The organism is Bradyrhizobium sp. R2.2-H (assembly GCF_004346455.1).
Lineage (GTDB): Bacteria > Pseudomonadota > Alphaproteobacteria > Rhizobiales > Xanthobacteraceae > Bradyrhizobium > Bradyrhizobium diversitatis.
Genome location: NZ_SMBR01000019.1, coordinates 1 through 20,131, shown reverse-complemented (window position 1 = coordinate 20,131; position 20,131 = coordinate 1). Strand labels below are relative to the sequence as shown.

Here is a 20,131-nt window from a genome sequence, read left to right as displayed (position 1 = left end):
TCGCCCGCCTATCGAGACGATCAGCCAGCCAGTCGCTCGCGTTGCGAGCGCGCGCCAGCCAGAAGACATCAAAAACTAAAACGAAGTGCAGGCTGGGGCTGATATGGCTGACGGGGCTAGGTATTCGCGCGCCCTGATTTTGGGCGCGTCGGTGGTTTCAATTGCAGCATTGGTGACGGAGAGCAGTCTCGCGCAGACCGCATCGCCGCAAGCCGAAAGTGCGGCGTCGGAGCGGCCGAAGCCGGCAAAGCGCAAGCCGGCCAAGCCGCAGGTCGCGCAGCAGGCGACGCCCGACGTCATGAATGCGCACGCGCAGGTTGGCGGTACTGCACCCGTGCAGACGCTCGATACCATCACGGTCGCCGCGACCAAGACCCCGGAGCGGGCGATCGATGCGCTCGCGCCCGTCAGCGCGATTTCGCTGGACAAGATCCAGGGACTCCAGCCGAACCGCCTGTCGGACATCTTCTACGCCATTCCCGGCGTGTCGTTTCAGGAGCGCGGCGACGATCCCGCGACCGTCATCAACATTCGCGGCTTGCAGGATTTCGGGCGCGTCGCGGTCGTCGTCGATGGCGCGCGGCAGAACTACCAGCGCACCGGCCACAACGCCAACGGCTCCTTCTTCCTCGATCCTGAATTGATCGGCGGGGTCGATGTGGTGCGCGGACCGACCGCCAACATCTACGGTTCCGGCGCGATCGGCGGCCTGGTCTCGTTCCGTACCAAGGACATCAACGACGTGCTGCGCCCCGGCGAGCGTTGGGGCGTCGATCTCTCGGGCTCCTACGGCTCCAACAACAATCGCGGTCTAGGCTCGGTGTTCGGCGGCGTGCGCGCCACGCCCGACGTCGATATCTTCGGCGGCGCGGTCTACCGCACCCAAGGCAATTACAAGGACGGCAACGGCACCGAGATCGGCAACACCGGCAACCAGGTCGAGGCCGGGTTGATGAAGCTCACGGTGCGGCCGGCCCTCGGTCACGAGGTCAAGTTCGGCGCCGTCTTCCAGGACTATCAATACGATATCGGCCAGTTCAACCGCGGTCCGGTGGCAACGGCGGCGCAGCGAGCGCTCTATCAAGGCTCGTCGGTCTACGCTTCCGATGCGAAGAACTACACCGGGACCATCACCTGGAACTATTCGCTGCCGAGCGACAACCTGTTCGACTGGCACATGTCGATCTACGGCAATCGCGTCGACAACGACCAGACCAAGACCTATCACTATTCCACGTCCGGCGGCGCCTATTGCGGGACGGGCAATTTCGGCAACAACATTTCAGGCTGTGTCGGCGACAAGCGCGGCTATGTCCTCGATACCTACGGCATCGACGTCAACAACACCACGCGCTTCAACGTCGGCGACTGGCGCAACGCCGTCACCTGGGGCATCGACGCCTTCCAGGACGATGTGATCACTACCGACAGCCGCGGCAATTCCAACATCACGACGCCGAGCGGCATCCGCACCGTGTCGGGCGGTTTCCTTCAGCTGAAGCAGAACTACGGCACCTGGTTCGAGGCGGTGAGCGCGATCCGCTATGACCGCTACGACCTCGATTCGGGGCGGACCAGCGCCGGCGGCGACCGCTTCTCGCCGAAGATCACTCTCGGCGTTACGCCCGTGCCAGGCTTCCAGCCCTATGTCAGCTACGCCGAAGGCTATCGCGCGCCCTCGATCACCGAGACGGTGATTTCCGGCGCACATGCGACTGGTGGCGGACCGGCCTTCTTCGTCTGCCCGAACGGCACGGTGGGGCTGTTCTGCTTCCTGCCGAACCCGAGCCTTCGTCCAGAGGTCGGCAAGAACAAGGAAGTCGGCTTCAACCTGAAATACGACAACATCTTCAGCGCCAACGACTCCTTCCGCGGCAAGATCAATCTCTTCCGCAACGACGTCAGCGACTACATCGACCTCGTTGCGTCCACGCCGGTGCCGACCGGGTTCGGCTCGTTCAGCCAGTACTACCAGTATCAGAACATCGCCAATGCTCGCATCCAGGGCTTCGAGGCTGAGACGATGTACGATGCCGGCGACTGGTTCATCGGCGTCGCCGGGCACTACATCCAGGGCAAGAACGTCCAGACCAATATCGGGCTTGCGACCATCACCCCACGTAAGGTCGTCACGACCGGCGGTGTCCGCCTGCTCGATCGCACGCTGATCCTGTCGGCGCAGTGGGCCTCGTTCGGCGCCAACAACGACGTGCCCGCCGGCTATCTGCCCGCAACCGGCTACGAATTGGTCAACCTGTACCTGACCTACAACGCGACCAAGGACATCGTGTTCACGGCGTCGATCGACAATCTCTTGAACCAGTACTACCGGCCTTACGCCGTTCCCGGCAGCTCGACTGACGGCACCTCGCAGAACGACGTGCTGTGGTCGAGCCCGGGTCCGGGCAGAGTCTACAAGGCCGGAATGAAGATCCACTTTGGAGGTGCGTAAGCCGATCGGCCCCGCAGCTCCACAACCACCGCCGGGCCGCGCTGATGCTCCAGCGCGGCTTCGGCGCGTTTTCGTCTTGATAGCAAGGAGAGACCGTTATGTTCATCGCTATGAATCGCTTTCAGGTGAAACCTGGCTCGGAGGCCGCGTTCGAAACCGTCTGGCGGACGCGGGAGTCCTATCTCGGCGGCATGGCGGGTTTCGTCGAATTCCATCTGCTCAAGGGGCCGGTCGCCGAGGACCACACGCTGTATTCCTCGCACACGGTGTGGATCGACAAGGCGGCGTTTGAGGCCTGGACGCGCTCGGAGGAATTCCGCCGCGCCCATGCGCGTGCCGACAACAAGACCGGCGAGAGCCTCTATCTCGGTCATCCCAAGTTCGAGGGGTTCGAGGTCATCATGACCGAGCGCAAGGCGAGCGCGGCTGCCTAGATCGCGGCCGATCACGAAAGGGAGCAGGACATGCCGAGCACCGATCTCAAGGCGTATATGGCCGACAATCCCGGTGCGGTGATCGAAGACGTTGCGCGCGAGCGCAAGGTCACCCCGCGCGCGGTGATCGAGGCGCTGCCGCCTTCCATGATGCGCATCGGGGGCGGCGAGCACTTTGCCGCCGCCATGCAGGACATCGCGGAATGGGGCGAGGTCACGCTGATCGTCCACACCGATGATGCGATCTTCGAGTTCACGGGCCCAATTCCCGCGGGCGAGATCGGCCGGGGCTATTTCAACCTGATGCAGCCGAAGGGCCTGCATGGCCATCTCCGCCACGAGCGCTGCGCAGGCATCGCCTTCGTCGAGCGGCCCTTCATGGGCAAGTCCTCGGCCTTCGTCGCGTTCGTCAACGCCGACGGCGGCATCATGTTCAAGGTCTTCGTCGGCCGCGACGAGGCGCGGGCGCTGCGCGCAGACCAGCTGGCGCGGTTCCGCCGGCTGGCTGACCGCAGCGCGGCGAAGCCTTCGACGTAACTTCCATTTGTCGGGAGATCGGGATGCAGGGCAGTTCCAGGCTTCGGCACGTGATCCTCACAATCGCGCTGGCCTTGGCGCCGGCGCCGGCCTTCGCGATCGACGAAGCGCTGTTGCCGCGCAATCTCTCGCCCTGGGGCATGTTCGTCGGCGCCGACATCATCGTGAAGATCGTGATGGTCGGGCTCGCCATTGCCTCGCTGGTGACATGGACGGTGTGGCTCGCCAAGACCATCGAGCTGCGCCGCAAGGGCTCGCTCGCCCTGCGGCGGACGCGCGCCCTCGAGGGCAACATGACGCTGGCCGAGGCATCCGCAAGGGCTGGCGACGCGCGCGACGCAGTCGCCCAGCTCATCCAGTCATGCGCCAGGGAAGCGGAGCTCTCCGGCGGCATTCTCGACGACGGCCTGCAGGAGCGGGTGGCGCTACGGCTGGAGCGGGTCGAGGCGGCGATGTCGCGGCAGATTGCACGCGGCACCGGCGCGCTTGCGACCATCGGCGCCATCGCGCCCTTCGTCGGCCTGTTCGGCACCGTCTGGGGCATCATGAATTCCTTCATCGGCATCTCCGAGAGCCACACCACCAGTCTTGCGGTCGTCGCGCCCGGCATTGCGGAAGCGTTGCTCGCGACCGCCCTCGGTCTCGTCGCCGCGATTCCGGCGGTCGTGATCTACAATCATCTCGTCCGCGGCATTGCCAATTACCGCGCCCTGCTCGGCGACGCCTCGGCGCAGCTCATGCTGCTGGTCAGCCGCCAGCGCGACCACGGCCATCTCCGCCTGGCGCGGGCTGCGGAGTAGGCCATGGCCACCAAGCTCGGCGCACGTTCGCCATCGGCGCTCAAGCGCGGCGACCCCGGCGATCTCGACGTCACCCACGAGATCAATGTCACGCCGTTCATCGATGTGATGCTGGTGCTCCTGATCATCTTCATGGTGGCGGCTCCACTTGCCACCGTCGACATCGGCGTCGATCTGCCGGCCACCGCGGCCGAACCGGCGCCGAGGCCCGACAAGCCGGTCTTCGTCACCGTCAAGCCGGATCTTTCGATCGCGGTGGGTGAGGATATCGTGGGCCGCGACGCGCTCAGCGGCGCGCTCGATGCAGCCACCAAAGGCCGCAAGGACGAGCGCATTTATCTGCGCGCCGACAAGGCCGTTTCCTATGGCGACCTGATGGAGGTGATGAACAGCTTGCGCAATGCCGGCTATCTCAAGGTCGCCCTCGTCGGCCTCGACGGACGCAGCTGATGGCCGCGAACGTCTTCGCCCTGCACGAGCCGCTGGGCGAGCGCGAGGGCGCGCGCTGGGGTGTCTCGGCGGCCGTGATCGTGGCGTTGCATGTGGCCGCCGCGCTGCTTGCGGCGAACTGGCTCAAGTCGCAGCCCGAACAGGGCGTCAGCCTGCCGGCGATCATGATCGACATGGCCCCCGTGACCTCGGCGCCGCAGCCGACGCAGGACGACGTCGCCCCAGGACCGGTGATGCAAGAGGCCGACGCCTCGCCGCCGGAACCCGTCCAGCAGCAGGCCGTCGAGGAAGCCATCGCGCCGACGCCGCCGCAGGAGAAGCCGGAGGTCGTCGCGCCACCGGAGCAAAAGCTTGAGCCGACGCCGGCCAAGCCCGAGCCGGCCAAGCCCGAGCCGGCGAAGATCGTGCCGGTCGAAAAGCCCGCTCCAGTTAAGCCGAAGGTGGTTCGCCGCGAGGCAAAGAAGCCGTCGGAGGCAACGCCCGCGCCGCGCACCAGCGCACCGCCGCGCGCCGAGCGCGAGGCGCCGATGGCGTCCGCCATGAGTGCGGGTGCGATGGCCTCCGCGATTGCATCCTACAATCAACGCGTCCGCGCGCATCTGATGCGCTTCCACCAATATCCGTCAGGTGGGGGTAGCCAGCGCGGCGTCGCGAGGCTGAGCTTCACTCTCAGCCGCAGCGGGCAAGTCACGTCCAGCCGCCTCGGCGGCTCGTCCGGCGTCGCCGTCTTCGACGCCCAGGCCATGGCGATGATCCGCCAAGCCTCGCCGTTCCCACCCATCCCGGACGAGATCAGGAACGGCTCGATGAGTTTTACGATCCCGGTGGAGTTTACGGTGAGGTGACGTGCCATCCCCGCAAACTCAGCCGTCGTCCCGGACAAGCGCAGCGAAGCGGAGCGCTGATCCGGGACCCATACTCACAGGATCAGGTTTGACGAAGACTCGTCAGCACCATCTCGCGCCACGACTTCCGTTTGGGGCTATGGGTCCCGGCTTTCGCCGGGACGACGGCGGAGTATGTCACGACTAAAGAGGCTACTTCGCCTTCAGGAAATCCGCGACCTCGAGCAGAACGAACTCGTTGTCGTCGGCTTTGTTGGGATCGCGGCTGGAGGAGAACGGCAGATTGTTGTCGTTGCCGACGATGATGTGGGTGTCGTCGACGCGGTCGACGTTCTCGATGGTGAAGAACGGGAAGGTGTAGACGCCGTCGTTGAGCGACTTGCGCGCCTTCTTGTCGGGATCCTTGATCTTCATCAGGTCAATATAGCCGATCTTGCGCACGGGCTTGCCGACATTGGCGTCGGAGAGCTCGATCTTGTAGACGCGCTTGAACTTGGCGAGGTCAGGGAAGCAGTTCTCGCCGCGCTGGCCTTGCGGGCAGGCCTTGTCGGCGGTGCCTTCGCCGTTGTCGCGCTCGATGATGAGGCCGGAGGCCTGATCGATCATGTTGAAGTCGCCGATGGCGTTGCCGTTCTGCTCGAACACATACTGCCAGTAGCGGCCGGTGAACTTCTCCGCGGCGACGTCGAATTCGAGGATGCGGGCGGCTTCCTTGCCGTCGACCTTCTCCCAGTCCTTCTTCTCGGCATCCCACAGCGGTCCTTCGAGCAAGCCATAGAGGAACTTGCCGTCTTTCGACGCGGCGAAGCCCTCATAACCCTTGGAGCGGCGGAGATTGACGTTGGTATAGGTCGCGCCCGGCGCACCCGGCGTCGCGACCGCCCAATTGTCCGGCGAGCGCACTGGCTTGCCGTCGGCAACCGTGTCGAACACGCCGAGGATCTTGCCCGACTTGTCGGCCTTCAGGATATAGGGGCCGAACTCGTCTCCGATCCAGAAGGTGTCGCCGACGATCTGGAAGCCTTCAGTGTCGAAATCGGAGCCGGTGAGATAGCGCTTCTGGGTATCCTCATGCACGATGCGGAACGGCACCTTCTTGTCGGGATCGTGCAGGAAGATGGTTTCCTGTCGCTCGATCTTGCCGCTCGCCCAATCCATCTTGTAGCGGTTCAGGTACAGCATCGAGTCCGGCGAGTTGGCGCGCGCACCCATGCCGTTGTCGGTGATGACCCAGAAGCTGCCGTCGGGCATGGTCTTGATGCCCGAATGACCCTGGAGCGGCTGGCCCTTGAACGGCAGCGACACGCCGGTCGGTCGCTCGTAGGACTTGCCCATGACGGTGCCAAGCGCGTCGACCCGCTTGCCGGTGGTATATTTGCCTGCGGTCTTGAGATCGGCGGGTGCGTCAGCCGGCGCGTCGATGAACGAGCTGGCCGGCATCACCACGTGGCCCGCGAGCTTGGCCGGGAATTCGCCTTCGCCCTGCGCCATCGCAGAACTGGCGGTGAGAATGATCGTTGCGACGGTGCTGAGAAGGGTCGCGCGCATGTGCGTCTCCTGTTGGTGGACGCATGCCTTATGCGGATGGTGCATTGCAGTTTTGTGAAGCCGGGCCAAAGGCCGCAGGCCCGGCTGCTGTTTGGCGGCGAGGAGATCGGAATCGGGTTCGGTGACGCTTGATCCGATCTCGTTGCGCCTCAGGCAATCTTGCGAGCGAGGAAATCGCGGATCAGGGGCGTTACCTCGTCGAACCTGTCCTCGAGCAGGAAATGGCCGGAGTTGATGAGATGAAACTCCACCTGGGGAAGGTCGCGCTTGTAAGGATGGGCGCCGTCGGCCGGAAAGATGAAATCATTCTTGCCCCACACGATCAGCGTCGGCGGCTTGTGCTTGCGGAAGTAGGCCTGCACTGCCGGGTATAGCGGCAGATTGGTCCGGTAGTCGTAGAACATGTCCAGTTGGATCTCGTTGTTGCCGGGCCGGTCCAGCAGCGCCTGGTCATGGACCCAGTTGTCGGGCGAGATGCGGCTCACGTCGGACATGCCGTCGGTGTACTGGAATTTGGTCGTCTCCAGGGTCAGCAGCTTCATCAGCGCCTGACGGCTGGTGTCTGACCCGTCGGCCCAGTATTTCTTGATCGGATTCCAGAACTCTTTCAGTCCTTCGTCGTAGGCGTTGCCGTTCTGAACGATGAGGCCGCTGATGCGCTCGGGATGTTTGAGCGCCAGCCGCCAGCCGACCGGCGCGCCGTAGTCCATGACGTACATCGCGTAGCGCTTGACGCCGAGCTGGTCGAGCAGGCCGTCGACGAGTTCGCCGAAGCGATCGAACGTGTACTTGAATGTCGCGCGCGGCGGCATGTCGCTCTGGCCATAGCCGGGATAATCGGGAGCGATCACGTGGTACCGGTCGGCCAGGGCCGGAATCAGGTTCCGGAACATGTGCGACGATGTCGGAAAACCGTGCAGCAGCAGCACCACGGGCGCATCCTTCGGCCCGGCTTCGCGGTAGAAGATGTTGATCCCGTCGATCGTCTTGGTCCGATGGTACGTGACCGGATAGCCGCTCCCCGTCTTGGAGCGATCGTGTTGCGGTTTCGCCGCCGCAGCCGGCGTAGTAGCGGCAACGGCAACCCCGGACAGACCGAGGACGAGGTGCCGGCGATCGAGGCCGGCTGATGGGCGCGTGATGTTCTCGGTAGTCATGATCATTTTCCAGGCAAGCTTCCAGCCGTCGCATTTCCAAAGTCCGCGGCGAGCTTCGGGTAGCCGATTGCGAGCGGCGGGATCAGTCCATATGATCGAGAAGCAACTTCTCAGGTTACGGAAAGACGCGTCTGATGGACCGGCTGGAGGCGATGTCGGTGATCATCGCCGTCAATGAAACAGGAAGCTTCTCGGCAGCCTCCCGGCGCCTCAGGATGCCGGTCGCGACGGTCAGCCGGACGGTTGCCGAGCTGGAGGCGCGGCTGAACGCCCAGCTGTTTCAGAGGTCGTCGCGCCAGATGATGCTGACCGATGCGGGACGATCCTATATCGAGGCCTGCAAGCGGATCATCGAGCAGGTGGACGATGCCGAGAGGGAGGTCTCCGGCGAATACAGAAGTCCGAGGGGCGATCTCGCGGTCACGGCGCCGTGGGGACTGGGCCACATGCATCTTCTGCCGATCGCGCTCGAGTTCATGGAGGCTTATCCCGAGATCGCGCTGCGGCTCGTCCTTACCGATCGCATCGTCAACACCGTCCACGAGAATATCGATGTGTCGATTCGAATCGGCAGTCTGCCGGACAGCAACCTGATCGCGACCCGGGTCGGCTCGGTCCGGTTCGTGCTCTGCGCCAGTCCCGGATATCTGGCGAAGCGGGGGCACCCGAGCGACCCCGCCGAACTCGCGTCGCACGATTGTATCGGCGTCGATAGCCATTCGGCGCAGAAAAGCTGGAAGTTCGTCAAGGACGGCAGCGAAGTCACGGTGCCGATACGGTCGAGATTGACTGTGAGCGACTCGGAAGCGGCGGTCGAAGCTGCCGTCGCGGGTGCCGGCGTCACGCGGGTGATGTCCTACAAGATGGAGGCGGCGCGGCGTTCCGGCAAGCTCGTCCTCATGCTGGAGGAATTCGAGCAGGCGCCCTGGCCCGTGCATATCGTCTACGCGGAGCGAAAGCCCGCTCCGCTCAAGCTCCGCGCCTTTCTGGATTGGGCCACGCCGCGCCTCAAGGCGCGGCTCGCCTAGCTATTCTCTTCACCGCGCCGGTCAGCGACGAGACGTAGTAATCCACGAACAGTGAGTAGAAGATCGCGGCCGGCAGCGAGCCGAGCAGCGATCCCGCCATCAGCGCGCCCCACTGGTAGACGTCGCCGGTGACGAGCGCGTCGACCTGCTTGCCGGTGGTGTATTTGCCTGGGGCCTCGAGATCGATCGGCGCGTCGATGAACGACCCGGCCGGCATTACCACGTGGCCGGCGAGCTTGGCCGGGAATTCGCCCTCGCTCCGCGCCAGCGCAGAACTGGCGGTGAGGGTCGTTGCGACGGTGCTGAGAAAAGTCCCGCATGTGCGTTCCATCTTGGCGGACGCACGCCTTCGGACGGCACGTTGCAGTTTTGTAAAGCTGGGCCAAACGCCGCAGCTGGCCGCAGCGCTTCACACGCCTTCGTAGACCAGCCTGGTGAAATAGCCGGGATCGACGACGAACTGCCCCCATTTCGCGTCGAACGCTGCGGTTGGCTTGGCGGCAACAGCCTCGTCCCTGGTCTTTCCCCGCTTCTTGAGGTTGCCGACATTGTCGCGGATGGCGACGAGCATGTCGCGGAATTCCTGGAGCTCGGCCTTGTTGCTGACGGGCTTGCCGTGGCCAGGAATGATGATGGTATCGCTCTTGGTCGCGGCGAGATTGGCGTCGGATGCCGAGATCATGCCGTCGATGCTGCCGCCGGTGGAATAGTCGATGAAGGGGTAGATGCCGTTCCAGTAGGTATCGCCCGCATGCAGGATGTTGGCCTCGGCGAACGAGACGGAGATATCGCTATCGGTGTGCGCGGGTCCGTAGTGCTTTAGCGAAATCGACGCCCCGTTGAGCTTCAGCTCATGCTCCCTGGCGAAGACCTCGGCCGGAAGAGCGCCGGCGGGAGCGGGGAGGAAATTGTAGTCCCAGTCCTCGACCCGCTGGATGCCAGAGAGATGCTTGCGGGTGTTCTCGTGGGCTACGATCTTCGCGCCTGCCGCATGCAGCCACTCATTGCCGTCGGCATGGTCGAAGTGCCAGTGCGTGTTGACCAGATGCGTGACCGGCTCGCCGCCGAGTTCGGCGAGGGCCTTACTGAGCTGAGGGCGCGAGACGCCGATGCCGGCGTCGACCAGCAGCTTTCCGTCCGGGCCTGTTAGCACCGCGATATTGCCGCCGGACCCATCGAGCACACTGATGTTGTTGGGCAGCTTGTAGGTCGTGATCGGAGATGTCGCAGCACTGTCCTTGATCAGGCTGACGATACCGCGGGCCTCGGCATATGCCTGCCTCGGTGTAAGCCAACCTGTCGTGGCGGCGAAAGCACCGCCGACGCAGCACAGGCAAAAGCCTCGTCTGGACATTGAGGGGAGTTTTGACGATCCCATGAAATCCTCGCTTTCTGGAGCGAGTATCGATAACGCCAACGCTCCCCCGCCGCCGGTCCAGCGGGTAGCATCGGAGCAGGCATGCGATCTATCACGATAGCACGATCGTTTGTGCGAGGCGGCCAGCTATTCCTTCACCGCGCCGGTTAGCGAGGAGACGTAATAGTCCACGAACAGCGAATAGAAGATCGCGACCGGCAGCGAGCCGAGCAGCGATCCCGCCATCAGTGCGCCCCACTGATAGACGTCGCCGGTGACGAGCTCGGTCAGGATCGCGACCGGCACGGTCTTGTTGGCGCCACTCTGGATGAAGGCGAGCGCGTAGATGAACTCGTTCCAGGACAGCGTGAAGGAGAAGATGCCGGCCGAGATCAGGCCGGGCACCGCGAGCGGCAGCGTGATCCGCCGCAGGATCTGCAGCCGTGTCGCACCGTCCACCAGCGCGCACTCCTCGAGCTCGTAGGGAATCGACTTGAAATAGCCGATCAGCAGCCAGGTGCAGAACGGGACCAGGAAGGTCGGATAGACCAGGATCAGGGCAAGCGGCGAGTCGAACAGGCCGAACTGCACGACGACGGTGGCGAGCGGAATGAACAGGATCGACGGCGGCACCAGATAGGCGAGATAGATGCCGAGGCCGACATAGGGGCTGCCGCGGAAGCGCAGCCGTTCGATGGCGTAGGCGGCCAGCGTGCTCGCGATCAGCGACAGCGTGGTCGAGCCGACCGCGACCAGCATCGTCGTCGTCAGCCAGCGCGGATAGGCGGTGTTGAACAGCAGGTGCTTGATGTGGGCGAGCGTCGGCGAGGAGATCCAGAACGGGTTGTTGTCCTTGTAGTTCATCAGCTCCGCGTTCGGCTTGAACGAGGTGATCGCCATCCAGTAGAACGGGAACAAGAGGATCAGCACGAAGCAGCCGAGCGGCAGGTAGATCATCATCAGCCGCCGCAGCCCGGAATCCCAGGCCATGGTGTCGGGCGCGGCTTTGGCGTCCGCGGTCGGTTGCGCGACGGTGTCAGTCATTGGCCTCTCCCTGCTGCCACTTGCGTCGCGCCAGGCCGAAATAGGAGAACAGCGTCGCGAACACCAGGAACGGGATCATCGAAACCGCGATCGCCGCGCCTTCGCCGAGCTCGCCGCCGGCGATGCCGCGCTGGAAGGCCAGCGTCGCCAGCAGATGCGTCGAGTTCACCGGGCCGCCGCGGGTGATGGCGTAGACCAGCTGGAAATCGGTGAAGGTGAAGATGATCGAGAAGGTCATGACGATGGCGAGGATCGGCATCATCATCGGGAAGGTGATGTAGCGGAAGCGCTGCCAGGCGCTGGCGCCGTCGAGCATCGCGGCCTCGTAGAGCGAGGGCGAAATGGTCTGCAGGCCCGCCAGCAGCGAGATCGCGACAAAGGGAATGCCGCGCCAGATATTGGCGGCGATCAGCGAGAATCGCGCCGGCCAGGGCGAGCCGAGGAAGTCGATATTGCTCGACCGCCAGTGCAGCACGTCGACCAAAAGATAGGAAATGATCGAGAACTGCGGATCGTAGATCCACCAGAACGCCAGCGCCGAGAGCACCGTCGGCACGATCCACGGCAGCAGGATGATCGCACGCAGGAGGCTCTTGAACGGAAAATGGTTGTTGAGCAGGAGCGCCAGCCAGAAGCCGAGCGCGAACTTCCCGAAGGTCGCGATTCCCGTATAGACCACGCTGTAGAACACTGCGTTCCACCACAAGGGATCGGTGAGCAGATACTGGAAGTTTTCCAGGCCGACATAGATGCCGCGGCGGCCGATCGTGGTGTCGGTGAAGGCGAGCCAGATGCCGAGTCCGAGCGGATAGGTCAGGAACACGGTGAGCAGCCCGATCGCGGGCGCGAGGCACATCACGATCAGGAACGGCTTGTAGTCGAACAATCGCACGATCCAGTTCGGCTGCCGGGCCAGCGCGCTGTGCGTTGAAAGAGCGGTTACGGACATCGGACCTTCGTCTTTTCAGGGCTCCAAGGTCATTCCGGGGCGATGCGCGCATCGAACCCGGAATCTCGAGATTTTCCGGTGCGCATTTGCGCACCTGAGGTCTGGTGCTTGCGCACCATCCCGGAATGACGGCTCGTCATTGCTCCTCGCAATGACGGCCGCATTATCGGGACGTTACTTCGCGGCTTGCCGCCGGAAGTACCGCTTGCAGCGCTGCTCGGCCTCTGCTGCGGCAGCCTCCGGAGTGGCAGCGCCGGTTGCGACGGACGCGAACATCTGAATCAGCACGTAGTCGGCGCTGACGGCACCCGTCGCCGTCGAGATCGGGCCCTTGTAGCCGTCGTAATAGGTGCTGTTCATGGTGTCCTTGAACAGCTTCACCTTGGGATCCTGCGACCACACGGCAGCCTCGGCATAGGCGGCCAGCGGCTGGGACCAGTAGCCGGAGTTGGCATTGAGCCACGGCTCGTACTGGTCCTTTTCCAGCATGTATTGCAGGAAGGCCTTGGCGGCGTTGGGGTACTGGCTGTGCTTGAACGCCATGGCGTTCAGGGTCAGGCCGGCCATGGGCGAGATCTTTGCAACACCCTTGGGCAGCAGCTGATGCTCGCTGTCCTCGGCAATCGCCTTGGTCGCCGGGTCGTTCTTCAGCGAGAAGTACAGCGAGACGCCGTTGGCGGTCAGCGAGATCTCCTGCGAGGAGTAGGCGCGGTTGTTGCTGACGTCGTTCCATGACGGCGTGCCGGCGATGAAGGTCGGATAGAGCTGCTTGACCCAGTTCAGCGCGGCGATCGTCTCCTTGCTGTTGATGACGACGTTGCCTTCCTCGTCGAGCAGGGAGCCGTTGTGCGACCATAGCGCCCAGTTTGCGAAGCCGTTGCCGTCGCCCTTGGCGTTGCCGAGCGCGAAGCCGGCCGGCTTGCCGGCCTTGTGCAGCTTCTGGCACAGGTCGAGAATCCCGGCATGGTCTTCCGGCACCTTGTCGAAGCCGACCGATTGCAGGATCGACTTGCGGTAGATCAGGGGCCCCGCTGTGGCACCGAACGGCAGTCCGATCCAGGCGTCGCTCTTGTTCTTTTTGCCATAGCGTTGCGCCAGCGGCAGCCAGCCGCCATACTTCTTGCCGACATAGTCGGCGACGTCGGTCAGCTCGATCAGCTTGTCGATGTAGATGTGCGGCGCATCCGAGAAGCCGATGATGATGTCGGGACCGGCGCCGGAATTGGCGGTCACGGCGGTCTGCTGGTTGATGTCTTCCCAGCCGACGAAGTCGACCTTGACCTCGACCCCGGTCTCCTTGGTGAACTTCGCCGCGTTGGCGCGGAACACGTCCTCGTCGGCCTGGACGAAGCGCACCGGGCGCAGCATGCGCAGGGACGCGCCCTTCTCGATCTCGCGCTTGGGTGCCGCCACGTCGGCGGCCTTGATATTGGATGTTTGCGCTGCAGCACCGGTGGCTGCGAGCGTTGCAGCGGACAGGCCCAGCGCCAAGGCGTCACGACGTGTGATGTCGTTCCTCATCGGTTCCTCCCTATGATGTCTCCCTCCCCGGCGTTGATCGCCGGTGAAGGGCCGTTTCGGTCGTCGGCGCGTTCTACGCCGCCCGCCTAGCTGTTCGGTCCCCGGTCCATGCTGACGGGCTGCCAGCGGCGGAGCGCGGTGTTCTGCAGCACCGACGGATTGACGCAGCTTACCGGCCACATGCCCTGAAGCACCAGTGACAATTCGTAGCCCACGCGGCGCTTGCGTGCCTCGTCAAACCGTGCCGAGGCCGACGCCACATGGGCGGTCAGGGTCACGTTCTCCATGCCGAGCAGCGGATTGTTGTGCGAGGGCGGTTCCTTCTCCAGAACGTCGAGCGCGGCGTGCGCGATCCAGCCCTCCTGCAATGCCTTGATCAGGCTCTCCTCGTCCACGGTGGCGCCGCGACCCGTGTTGATGAAGATCGAACCCTTCTTCATCTGCCGAAAATGCTTCTCGGTCAGCATGTGATGCACCTCGGGCCGGGCCGGGGCGTGCATCGACACAAAGTCGGATTGCGACAACACCTCGTTCAGCGTCGCCGGGATCACGCCGTGGTCGTACATCAGGGTTTCCTGGATGAACGGATCATAAGCCATCATGCGCAGGCCGAACGGCGCCGCGCGCTTCGCAACTGCACGCGCCACGCGGCCGAACGAGATGAAGCCGAGCGTCTGGCCCATCAGGCGCGGGATCTTGAGCAGCGCCGGCCGGCCCTCGGCCCAGCGGCCGCCGCGCACCATCCTGTCCTGCTCGACCAGGCGACGGAAGCCCGCGAGCAGCAGCATCATGGCGTGGTCGGCGACCTCCTCGATGAAGGTGTCGGGGATGTTGGTGACGGGAATGCCGCGCGCGGTGGCGGCCTTGACGTCGACACTGTCGACGCCGACCGAGCCGAGCGTGATGACCTTGCAGCTCTCGAGCGCGTCGATGATCGACTTGGTGATCGGGATGCCCTTGGCGTAGATGGCGTCGGCATTCTTTGCGGCGGCGATGAACCCGGCCTCGTCGGCGGGCGCCTCGACGATCTCGGCATCGATCGGATCGAGCGCCTCGCGCTCATAGGAATAATCGCTGCCCGCGACGGTGAAGCTCGCACCCTTCGGCGTCACCACCCTGTATTTCGGCATGTCATGCTCCCGATTTGGTTTCTTGTTGTGACCCGCCTTCGTGGCGGGCCTTTGCGCCTTTTACGCGAAATCGGGGCGGTTGCGTACAATTCCCGGTTGTCGTGAGCAAGGTATATTTCCGTTTTCCCGTGCGCGGTCCGGGCTTCTACGGAGGCACGTAAGTAACTTGCTAAGGGCTCCCGCACTAAAAGTTGATTCGATTTAGTCGATTCCGTCGCGCGCCCGTACCCATCATTGCCGGAGCCAACCCGTGAAATTGAGCAATCTGAAGATCGCCCCGAAGCTCGGCATCCTCGTCGGCGTCACGCTGTTGGGTCTCTGCATCTCCGGCCTCCTCGCCGGTTACCTGATGAAGCAGGAGATGGTGAACGCACGCATCGACCAGGCCAAGGCGATCGTGGAGATGGCGCGCAACTATGCTGCCGCGCTCAAGAAGCGCGTCGATGCCGGCGAGATGACGAAGGACGCGGCGATGGCCGAGCTTCGCCGCTACGGCAACGCGATGACCTATGACAACGGCGCCGGCTACCTGTTCGGTACGTCCTACGACGGCATCACCCAGCTCGCGCCCGATCCGAAGGTGATCGGCGCGAACCGCATGGACGTCATGACCAACGGCCGCAAGCTGTCGGTCGAGCTGATGGACGGCGTCAAGGCCAACGGGTCGATCCTGCTGCATTATGAATATGTGAAGCCCGGTCAGGAGAAGCCGATCCGCAAGATCGGTTACGCGGTCGCGGTGCCCGGCCTCGACATGTATCTCGGCACCGGCGCCTATCTCGACGACATCGATGCCAAGATGGGGCCGGTCTACTGGATGCTCGGCATTGCAATGCTCGGCATCTTCATTGTCGCCGGCGGCGTTGCCTGGCTGATCGGTCGCGGCATCAGCCGCCCGCTGGCGCTGCTCGGCGCCCGCATGAAGGACCTCGCCGACGGCAAGCTCGAGGGCGACATTCCGGGCGTCGGCCGCGGCGACGAGGTCGGCGCGATGGCCTCGACCGTGCAGATCTTCAAGGACAACGCGGTTCGCATCCGCGAGATCGAGCAAGCCGAGGCCGATGCCAAGGACCGCGCCGCGGCGGAACGTCGCAGCGCGATGGAAGAGATCGCCAACGACTTCGAACGCAGCGTCAACGGCATCGTCCGCTCGGTCTCCTCGGCCGCCGCCGGCATGCAGACGACGGCGCAGTCGATGACGGCAACCGCCAGCGACGCCTCCTCGCGTGCCGCGACGGTCGGCGCTGCCTCGCAAAAGGCCTCCGGCAATGTCGGCACGGTCGCGGCGGCCGCCGAAGAGCTGTCGAGCTCGGTTGCGGAAATCTCCCGCCAGGTCACCCGCTCGACCGAGGTCGCGAGCCGCGCCGTCAGCGACGCCGAGCGCACCAACGCCACCGTGCAGGTGCTCTCGACCGGCGCCGAGAAGATCGGCGAAGTCGTCAAGCTGATCCATTCGATCGCCGCGCAGACCAACCTGCTCGCGCTCAATGCCACCATCGAGGCGGCACGTGCCGGTGAATCCGGCCGCGGCTTCGCGGTCGTCGCCTCCGAAGTCAAGGCGCTGGCCAACCAGACCGCGAAGGCGACCGAGGAGATCTCCGCGCAGGTCGCGGCAATGCAGACCTCGACCAGCGACGCGGTCACGGCCATCTCCGGCATCACCCAGACCATCGCCGAGATGAGCGAGATCACCGCGGGCATTTCCGCGTCGATCGAGCAGCAGGGCGAGGCGACGCGCGAGATCGCGCGCAACATCCAGTCGGTCGCGGCCGGTTCGAGCGAGATCAACGCCAATATCGGCAGCGTCACCTCGGCCGCGGAAGCGACCGGCACGGCGGCCGGCGACGTGCTCACCAACGCACGCGAATTGGATAGCCAATCCGGCGCGCTGCGCAACGCCGTCGATGGCTTCCTCGCCAAGGTGCGGGCGGCGTAACTCGTCGCGCAAGAACTCTACGCGGTCGTCATGCCCGGGCTTGTCCCGGGCATCCACGTTCTCGAGCACCGCGCGCACGGATATCCGTGGATGGCCGGGACAAGCCCGGCCATGACGGAAGATGTGGAGTACGCTGAATTCGTAGGGTGGGCAAAGACGCGAAGCGTCGTGCCCACCTTATCTTTTTGAGCTCGTCGAGATGTCGGTGGGCACGCTACGCTTTGCCCACCCTACGAGAGCCGTGCCGTGGACTCTACTGCTTCTCGATCTTCGCGTTCGTGATCAGCTTCTCCCACAGCACGAGCTGCTCGTTCACGAACGTGCCGAGCTGCTCCGGCGTCCCCGAGAACGCGTCCATGCCGAGCGTGGCGAGCTTGGCCTTGATCTCCGGATTCTCGACGATCTTCCTGATCTCGGTGTTGAGCCGGGTCACGATCTCCTTCGGCATGCCGGCCGGCCCGAAATAGCCCTGCCAGGACGAGATGTCGAAGTCGGGCACGCCGGCCTCCTGCATCGAAGGCAGGTGCGGCACCAGCGGCGAGCGGTCCTTGGTGGTGACGGCGAGCGCGCGCAGGGCGTTGCCGTTGACGTGGGGCAGGCCGGTCAGGATGTCGACGAACATCATCGAGACGCGGCCGCCCATGACGTCGTTGAGCGCCGGCGGCGAGCTCTTGTAGGGCACGTGCAACAGGTCGAGCCCGGCATTGTGCGCGAAGGTCGCACCTGAGACGATCGCCGACGACGAGCCCGATGCGTAGCTGAGCTTGCCCGGATTGGCCTTGCCGTACGCGACCAGCTCGGCGACAGACTTGGCCGGCACTTCCGGATTGATGACCAGCATGAACGGCAGGTCGCCGGTGCGCGCGATCGGGGTGAAATCCTTGACCGGATCGTAGGTGAGGCTCTTGAGCAGATAGGGGTTGGCCGAATGCGTGGTGTTGGTCGTCACCAGCAGCGTGTAGCCGTCGGGCGCCGCCTTCGCGACATAAGTCGCCGCGAGCATGCCGTTGGCGCCGGCCTTGTTCTCGATCACGATGCCGACGCCGAGCGCCTGCGACAGATGCTGCGAGATCAGCCGCGTCGTGGTGTCGGTGCCGCTGCCGGCCGCGAACGGCAGCACCAGCGTGATGTTGCGGCTCGGATAGTTGTCGGCCTGAGCGGTGGATGCGGCGGCAAGACACAGCGCGGCCGCGCCGATGGTGCGCAAGTTTCGAATCAGCCCTGAAATCATCTTGAGTCGTTCCCTCTTTTTCGTTGGCGGGGAACCTAGCGTCTCTTCAATGAAATCGAAAGGCGTGAGTTTGCCGCCCGTCACGTGGAATTACTTCACCGCCGAGCCCTGGCGCGATGCGATCACGACGCCGGCGAGCACCAGCACGTAGCCGATCAGGTGGAACGCTTGCAGCTTTTCGCCCAGCAGCAGGATCGCCATCGCCGAGCCGAACACCGGCACCAGATGGAAGAACGGTGCCGCCCGGTTCGGCCCGATCAGCGCCACGCCGCGGTTGAAGAAGAGGTAGGCGAGCGTGGAGGGAAAGATCAGGATGTAGCCCAGCGTCGCCAGCGTGATCGCGTCGAATTGCAGCACGCGGCCGCTTGCGGCCTCCCAGATCGCCGTCGGCAGCAGCATCGTCGCGCCGCAGCAGGTGGTGAAGGACAGGAAGGAGAGCTGATGGATCTTCGGCCGCCGCGGGATGAAGGCGGAGTAGATGCCGAACGCCACCAGCGAGGAGGCGAACATGATGTCGCCCCTGTTGAAGCTGATGCTCGTGAGCGCGGCGAGATCGCCGCGCAGGATGATGATCAGCACGCCGAGCAGCGAGATCGCGATGCCGCCGAGCTGCGCGCCCGTCAGCCGCACGCCGAACAGCACCAGCGACCACAACGCCACGAACAGGGGACCTGCCGACTGGATCAGAAGCGCGTTCAGCGCCTCGGTGTATTGCATCGCCCAGTACGAGATCGCGTTGTTGAAGGCAAAGCCGACCAGCGACAGGAACAGCATCAGCGGCAGGCTCTTGCGCAGGGCAGGCCAGTCGCGCTTCAGATGCGGCCAGGCGAACGGCAACAGGATGAGGAACACACCGTACCAGCGGATCGTGGTCACCGTCAGCGGCGGCACATGCGCGCCGACATGGCGTGCGAGCACGATGTTTCCGGCCCAGAACAGCGAGGTCAGGCTGAGCAGCAGATAAGGCTGGTTGTTGAGCCAACTGGCCGGATTCGAGGCCGGTGGCGCGGGCGAGGCGGTCGTCATTGGCGTTGCATGAAAGCTTGCGCCGGATTGTCGTTGTGACACAAGTCACAGGGTCGCAATGCTACAATGCAGGCATGACCCGAGGAGGTGCCATTGGCGGTCAATATGTTGAACGTTGAGGGCCTGGAGCAACTCGATCCGCAGGCGCCGGTGGTGATGCTGAACCTGATGCGTTTCCATGCGCGTTCGCGCGACGGCAACGGGTCCGGCTGGGACGCTTATCTTCGCTACAGCGCAATCACGGTGCCGATGATCAGGGCACGCGGCGGCACGCTGCTCTGGACCGGCGAGGCCAAGGCGGTCGCGCTCGGTCCGCACGGTGGCAACGAATGGGACTTTGTGGCGCTGGTCTATTATCCGACGGTCGCGGCCTTCCTCGACATGATGACGTCCGAGGCTTACGAGACGCAGGCCGATCCGCATCGCATCAACGGCTGCGCCGAGCACGTGATCATCGCGACCAGCGAAGCCTACAGCAAGTTCAAGACGAAGTAGGCTGTCCGTCGCGCGCGCTTCTTCCCCTCTCCCCTTGTGGGCGAGACGGGTGAGGGGTTTCTCTCAGCGAGTCCAACTCTCATTGGAATGTGCGTGTGGATACCCCTCATCCGGCGCTTCGCTGTCCAGCGGATGGATGGGTAACAAACCAGACCGGATGGATAGGTAACAGTCGTTCATGGTTCGGTCCG

Annotated in this window: 19 protein-coding genes; 9 read left to right on the top strand and 10 right to left on the bottom strand. The window is 64.1% G+C overall.

Features of this window, described 5'->3' with window-relative positions; all coding sequences use genetic code 11:
• Positions 1-103 precede the first annotated feature (103 nt).
• The 6 genes from EDE08_RS33900 (at position 104) to EDE08_RS33875 (ending at position 5,518) form a co-directional block, all read left to right on the top strand.
• Entirely contained in the window at positions 104-2,452 is a 2,349-nt protein-coding gene (locus EDE08_RS33900; protein ID WP_207913175.1) for a TonB-dependent hemoglobin/transferrin/lactoferrin family receptor, read from the top strand.
• A gap of 98 nt (positions 2,453-2,550) precedes the next feature.
• Positions 2,551-2,886 carry a heme-degrading protein HmuQ gene (gene hmuQ / locus EDE08_RS33895; RefSeq protein ID WP_131874014.1) on the top strand — a complete coding sequence of 112 codons (336 nt, stop codon included), beginning with the start codon at positions 2,551-2,553 and terminating at the stop codon, positions 2,884-2,886.
• A gap of 30 nt (positions 2,887-2,916) precedes the next feature.
• Positions 2,917-3,423: a heme utilization cystosolic carrier protein HutX gene (gene hutX / locus EDE08_RS33890; RefSeq protein ID WP_131874016.1), complete on the top strand. Its 507-nt coding sequence runs from the start codon at positions 2,917-2,919 to the stop codon at positions 3,421-3,423.
• Positions 3,424-3,446: 23 nt separating this feature from the next.
• A complete protein-coding gene (exbB, locus tag EDE08_RS33885) occupies positions 3,447-4,223 on the top strand; it encodes a tonB-system energizer ExbB (RefSeq protein WP_131874018.1) in 777 nt (258 codons plus the stop codon).
• 3 nt (positions 4,224-4,226) lie between these two features.
• Entirely contained in the window at positions 4,227-4,673 is a 447-nt protein-coding gene (gene exbD / locus EDE08_RS33880) for a TonB system transport protein ExbD (RefSeq protein ID WP_131874020.1), read from the top strand.
• Positions 4,673-5,518 carry an energy transducer TonB gene (locus EDE08_RS33875; RefSeq protein WP_131874022.1) on the top strand — a complete coding sequence of 282 codons (846 nt, stop codon included), beginning with the start codon at positions 4,673-4,675 and terminating at the stop codon, positions 5,516-5,518. Before exbD ends, EDE08_RS33875 begins: the two co-directional genes overlap by 1 nt.
• A 192-nt stretch (positions 5,519-5,710) precedes the next feature.
• On the opposite strand, the gene EDE08_RS33870 is transcribed toward EDE08_RS33875, so the two are convergent.
• Both EDE08_RS33870 and EDE08_RS33865 read right to left on the bottom strand, forming a co-directional pair.
• Positions 5,711-7,066 carry an esterase-like activity of phytase family protein gene (locus EDE08_RS33870; protein WP_131874024.1) on the bottom strand — a complete coding sequence of 452 codons (1,356 nt, stop codon included), beginning with the start codon at positions 7,064-7,066 and terminating at the stop codon, positions 5,711-5,713.
• Between the two features lie 149 nt (positions 7,067-7,215).
• On the bottom strand, positions 7,216-8,223 hold the full coding sequence (locus EDE08_RS33865) for an alpha/beta fold hydrolase (RefSeq protein WP_131874026.1): 1,008 nt from the start codon (positions 8,221-8,223) through the stop codon (positions 7,216-7,218).
• A 134-nt stretch (positions 8,224-8,357) separates the two neighbouring features.
• Between EDE08_RS33865 and EDE08_RS33860 the strand changes: the two genes are divergently transcribed.
• Positions 8,358-9,251 carry a LysR family transcriptional regulator gene (locus tag EDE08_RS33860; RefSeq protein ID WP_131874028.1) on the top strand — a complete coding sequence of 298 codons (894 nt, stop codon included), beginning with the start codon at positions 8,358-8,360 and terminating at the stop codon, positions 9,249-9,251.
• Here EDE08_RS33860 and EDE08_RS39300 read toward each other — a convergent pair.
• The 6 genes from EDE08_RS39300 to EDE08_RS33830 form a co-directional block, all read right to left on the bottom strand.
• The gene (locus EDE08_RS39300) at positions 9,232-9,582 is read right to left on the bottom strand and encodes a hypothetical protein (protein WP_131874030.1); all 351 of its coding nucleotides are present in this window, start codon (positions 9,580-9,582) and stop codon (positions 9,232-9,234) included. The two genes, EDE08_RS33860 and EDE08_RS39300, sit on opposite strands and share 20 nt — an antisense overlap.
• Positions 9,583-9,660: 78 nt before the next feature.
• The gene (locus EDE08_RS33850) at positions 9,661-10,629 is read right to left on the bottom strand and encodes an MBL fold metallo-hydrolase (protein WP_131874032.1); all 969 of its coding nucleotides are present in this window, start codon (positions 10,627-10,629) and stop codon (positions 9,661-9,663) included.
• 126 nt (positions 10,630-10,755) lie between these two features.
• A complete protein-coding gene (locus EDE08_RS33845) occupies positions 10,756-11,652 on the bottom strand; it encodes a carbohydrate ABC transporter permease (protein ID WP_061880788.1) in 897 nt (298 codons plus the stop codon).
• Positions 11,645-12,601 carry a carbohydrate ABC transporter permease gene (locus EDE08_RS33840; protein ID WP_131874034.1) on the bottom strand — a complete coding sequence of 319 codons (957 nt, stop codon included), beginning with the start codon at positions 12,599-12,601 and terminating at the stop codon, positions 11,645-11,647. Before EDE08_RS33840 ends, EDE08_RS33845 begins: the two co-directional genes overlap by 8 nt.
• Before the next feature lie 174 nt (positions 12,602-12,775).
• A complete protein-coding gene (locus EDE08_RS33835) occupies positions 12,776-14,122 on the bottom strand; it encodes an ABC transporter substrate-binding protein (protein WP_131874036.1) in 1,347 nt (448 codons plus the stop codon).
• 86 nt (positions 14,123-14,208) lie between these two features.
• Positions 14,209-15,252 carry a C-terminal binding protein gene (locus tag EDE08_RS33830; RefSeq protein WP_131874038.1) on the bottom strand — a complete coding sequence of 348 codons (1,044 nt, stop codon included), beginning with the start codon at positions 15,250-15,252 and terminating at the stop codon, positions 14,209-14,211.
• A 250-nt stretch (positions 15,253-15,502) separates the two neighbouring features.
• Between EDE08_RS33830 and EDE08_RS33825 the strand changes: the two genes are divergently transcribed.
• A complete protein-coding gene (locus tag EDE08_RS33825) occupies positions 15,503-17,188 on the top strand; it encodes a methyl-accepting chemotaxis protein (protein WP_131874040.1) in 1,686 nt (561 codons plus the stop codon).
• A 253-nt stretch (positions 17,189-17,441) separates the two neighbouring features.
• On the opposite strand, the gene EDE08_RS33820 is transcribed toward EDE08_RS33825, so the two are convergent.
• Positions 17,442-18,419, bottom strand: a complete 978-nt coding sequence (locus tag EDE08_RS33820) for a Bug family tripartite tricarboxylate transporter substrate binding protein (RefSeq protein ID WP_131874042.1) — start codon at positions 18,417-18,419, stop codon at positions 17,442-17,444.
• A 90-nt stretch (positions 18,420-18,509) separates the two neighbouring features.
• On the bottom strand, positions 18,510-19,445 hold the full coding sequence (locus tag EDE08_RS33815) for a DMT family transporter (RefSeq protein WP_165936322.1): 936 nt from the start codon (positions 19,443-19,445) through the stop codon (positions 18,510-18,512).
• 105 nt (positions 19,446-19,550) lie between these two features.
• Here EDE08_RS33815 and EDE08_RS33810 point away from each other — a divergent pair, with 105 nt between their 5' ends.
• On the top strand, positions 19,551-19,940 hold the full coding sequence (locus EDE08_RS33810; protein ID WP_207913173.1) for a DUF1330 domain-containing protein: 390 nt from the start codon (positions 19,551-19,553) through the stop codon (positions 19,938-19,940).
• Positions 19,941-20,131: the final 191 nt, after the last annotated feature.

Excerpts from the sequence above, each read along its gene's own strand:
- EDE08_RS33900 (WP_207913175.1), top strand. The coding sequence starts at position 104 with ATGGCTGACGGGGCTAGGTATTCGCGCGCCCTGATTTTGGGCGCGTCG.
- hmuQ (WP_131874014.1), top strand. The coding sequence starts at position 2,551 with ATGTTCATCGCTATGAATCGCTTTCAGGTGAAACCTGGCTCGGAGGCC.
- hutX (WP_131874016.1), top strand. The coding sequence starts at position 2,917 with ATGCCGAGCACCGATCTCAAGGCGTATATGGCCGACAATCCCGGTGCG.
- exbB (WP_131874018.1), top strand. The coding sequence starts at position 3,447 with ATGCAGGGCAGTTCCAGGCTTCGGCACGTGATCCTCACAATCGCGCTG.
- exbD (WP_131874020.1), top strand. The coding sequence starts at position 4,227 with ATGGCCACCAAGCTCGGCGCACGTTCGCCATCGGCGCTCAAGCGCGGC.
- EDE08_RS33875 (WP_131874022.1), top strand. The coding sequence starts at position 4,673 with ATGGCCGCGAACGTCTTCGCCCTGCACGAGCCGCTGGGCGAGCGCGAG.
- EDE08_RS33870 (WP_131874024.1), bottom strand. The coding sequence starts at position 7,066 with ATGCGCGCGACCCTTCTCAGCACCGTCGCAACGATCATTCTCACCGCC.
- EDE08_RS33865 (WP_131874026.1), bottom strand. The coding sequence starts at position 8,223 with ATGACTACCGAGAACATCACGCGCCCATCAGCCGGCCTCGATCGCCGG.
- EDE08_RS33860 (WP_131874028.1), top strand. The coding sequence starts at position 8,358 with ATGGACCGGCTGGAGGCGATGTCGGTGATCATCGCCGTCAATGAAACA.
- EDE08_RS39300 (WP_131874030.1), bottom strand. The coding sequence starts at position 9,582 with ATGGAACGCACATGCGGGACTTTTCTCAGCACCGTCGCAACGACCCTC.
- EDE08_RS33850 (WP_131874032.1), bottom strand. The coding sequence starts at position 10,629 with ATGGGATCGTCAAAACTCCCCTCAATGTCCAGACGAGGCTTTTGCCTG.
- EDE08_RS33845 (WP_061880788.1), bottom strand. The coding sequence starts at position 11,652 with ATGACTGACACCGTCGCGCAACCGACCGCGGACGCCAAAGCCGCGCCC.
- EDE08_RS33840 (WP_131874034.1), bottom strand. The coding sequence starts at position 12,601 with ATGTCCGTAACCGCTCTTTCAACGCACAGCGCGCTGGCCCGGCAGCCG.
- EDE08_RS33835 (WP_131874036.1), bottom strand. The coding sequence starts at position 14,122 with ATGAGGAACGACATCACACGTCGTGACGCCTTGGCGCTGGGCCTGTCC.
- EDE08_RS33830 (WP_131874038.1), bottom strand. The coding sequence starts at position 15,252 with ATGCCGAAATACAGGGTGGTGACGCCGAAGGGTGCGAGCTTCACCGTC.
- EDE08_RS33820 (WP_131874042.1), bottom strand. The coding sequence starts at position 18,419 with ATGATTTCAGGGCTGATTCGAAACTTGCGCACCATCGGCGCGGCCGCG.
- EDE08_RS33815 (WP_165936322.1), bottom strand. The coding sequence starts at position 19,445 with ATGACGACCGCCTCGCCCGCGCCACCGGCCTCGAATCCGGCCAGTTGG.
- EDE08_RS33810 (WP_207913173.1), top strand. The coding sequence starts at position 19,551 with ATGTTGAACGTTGAGGGCCTGGAGCAACTCGATCCGCAGGCGCCGGTG.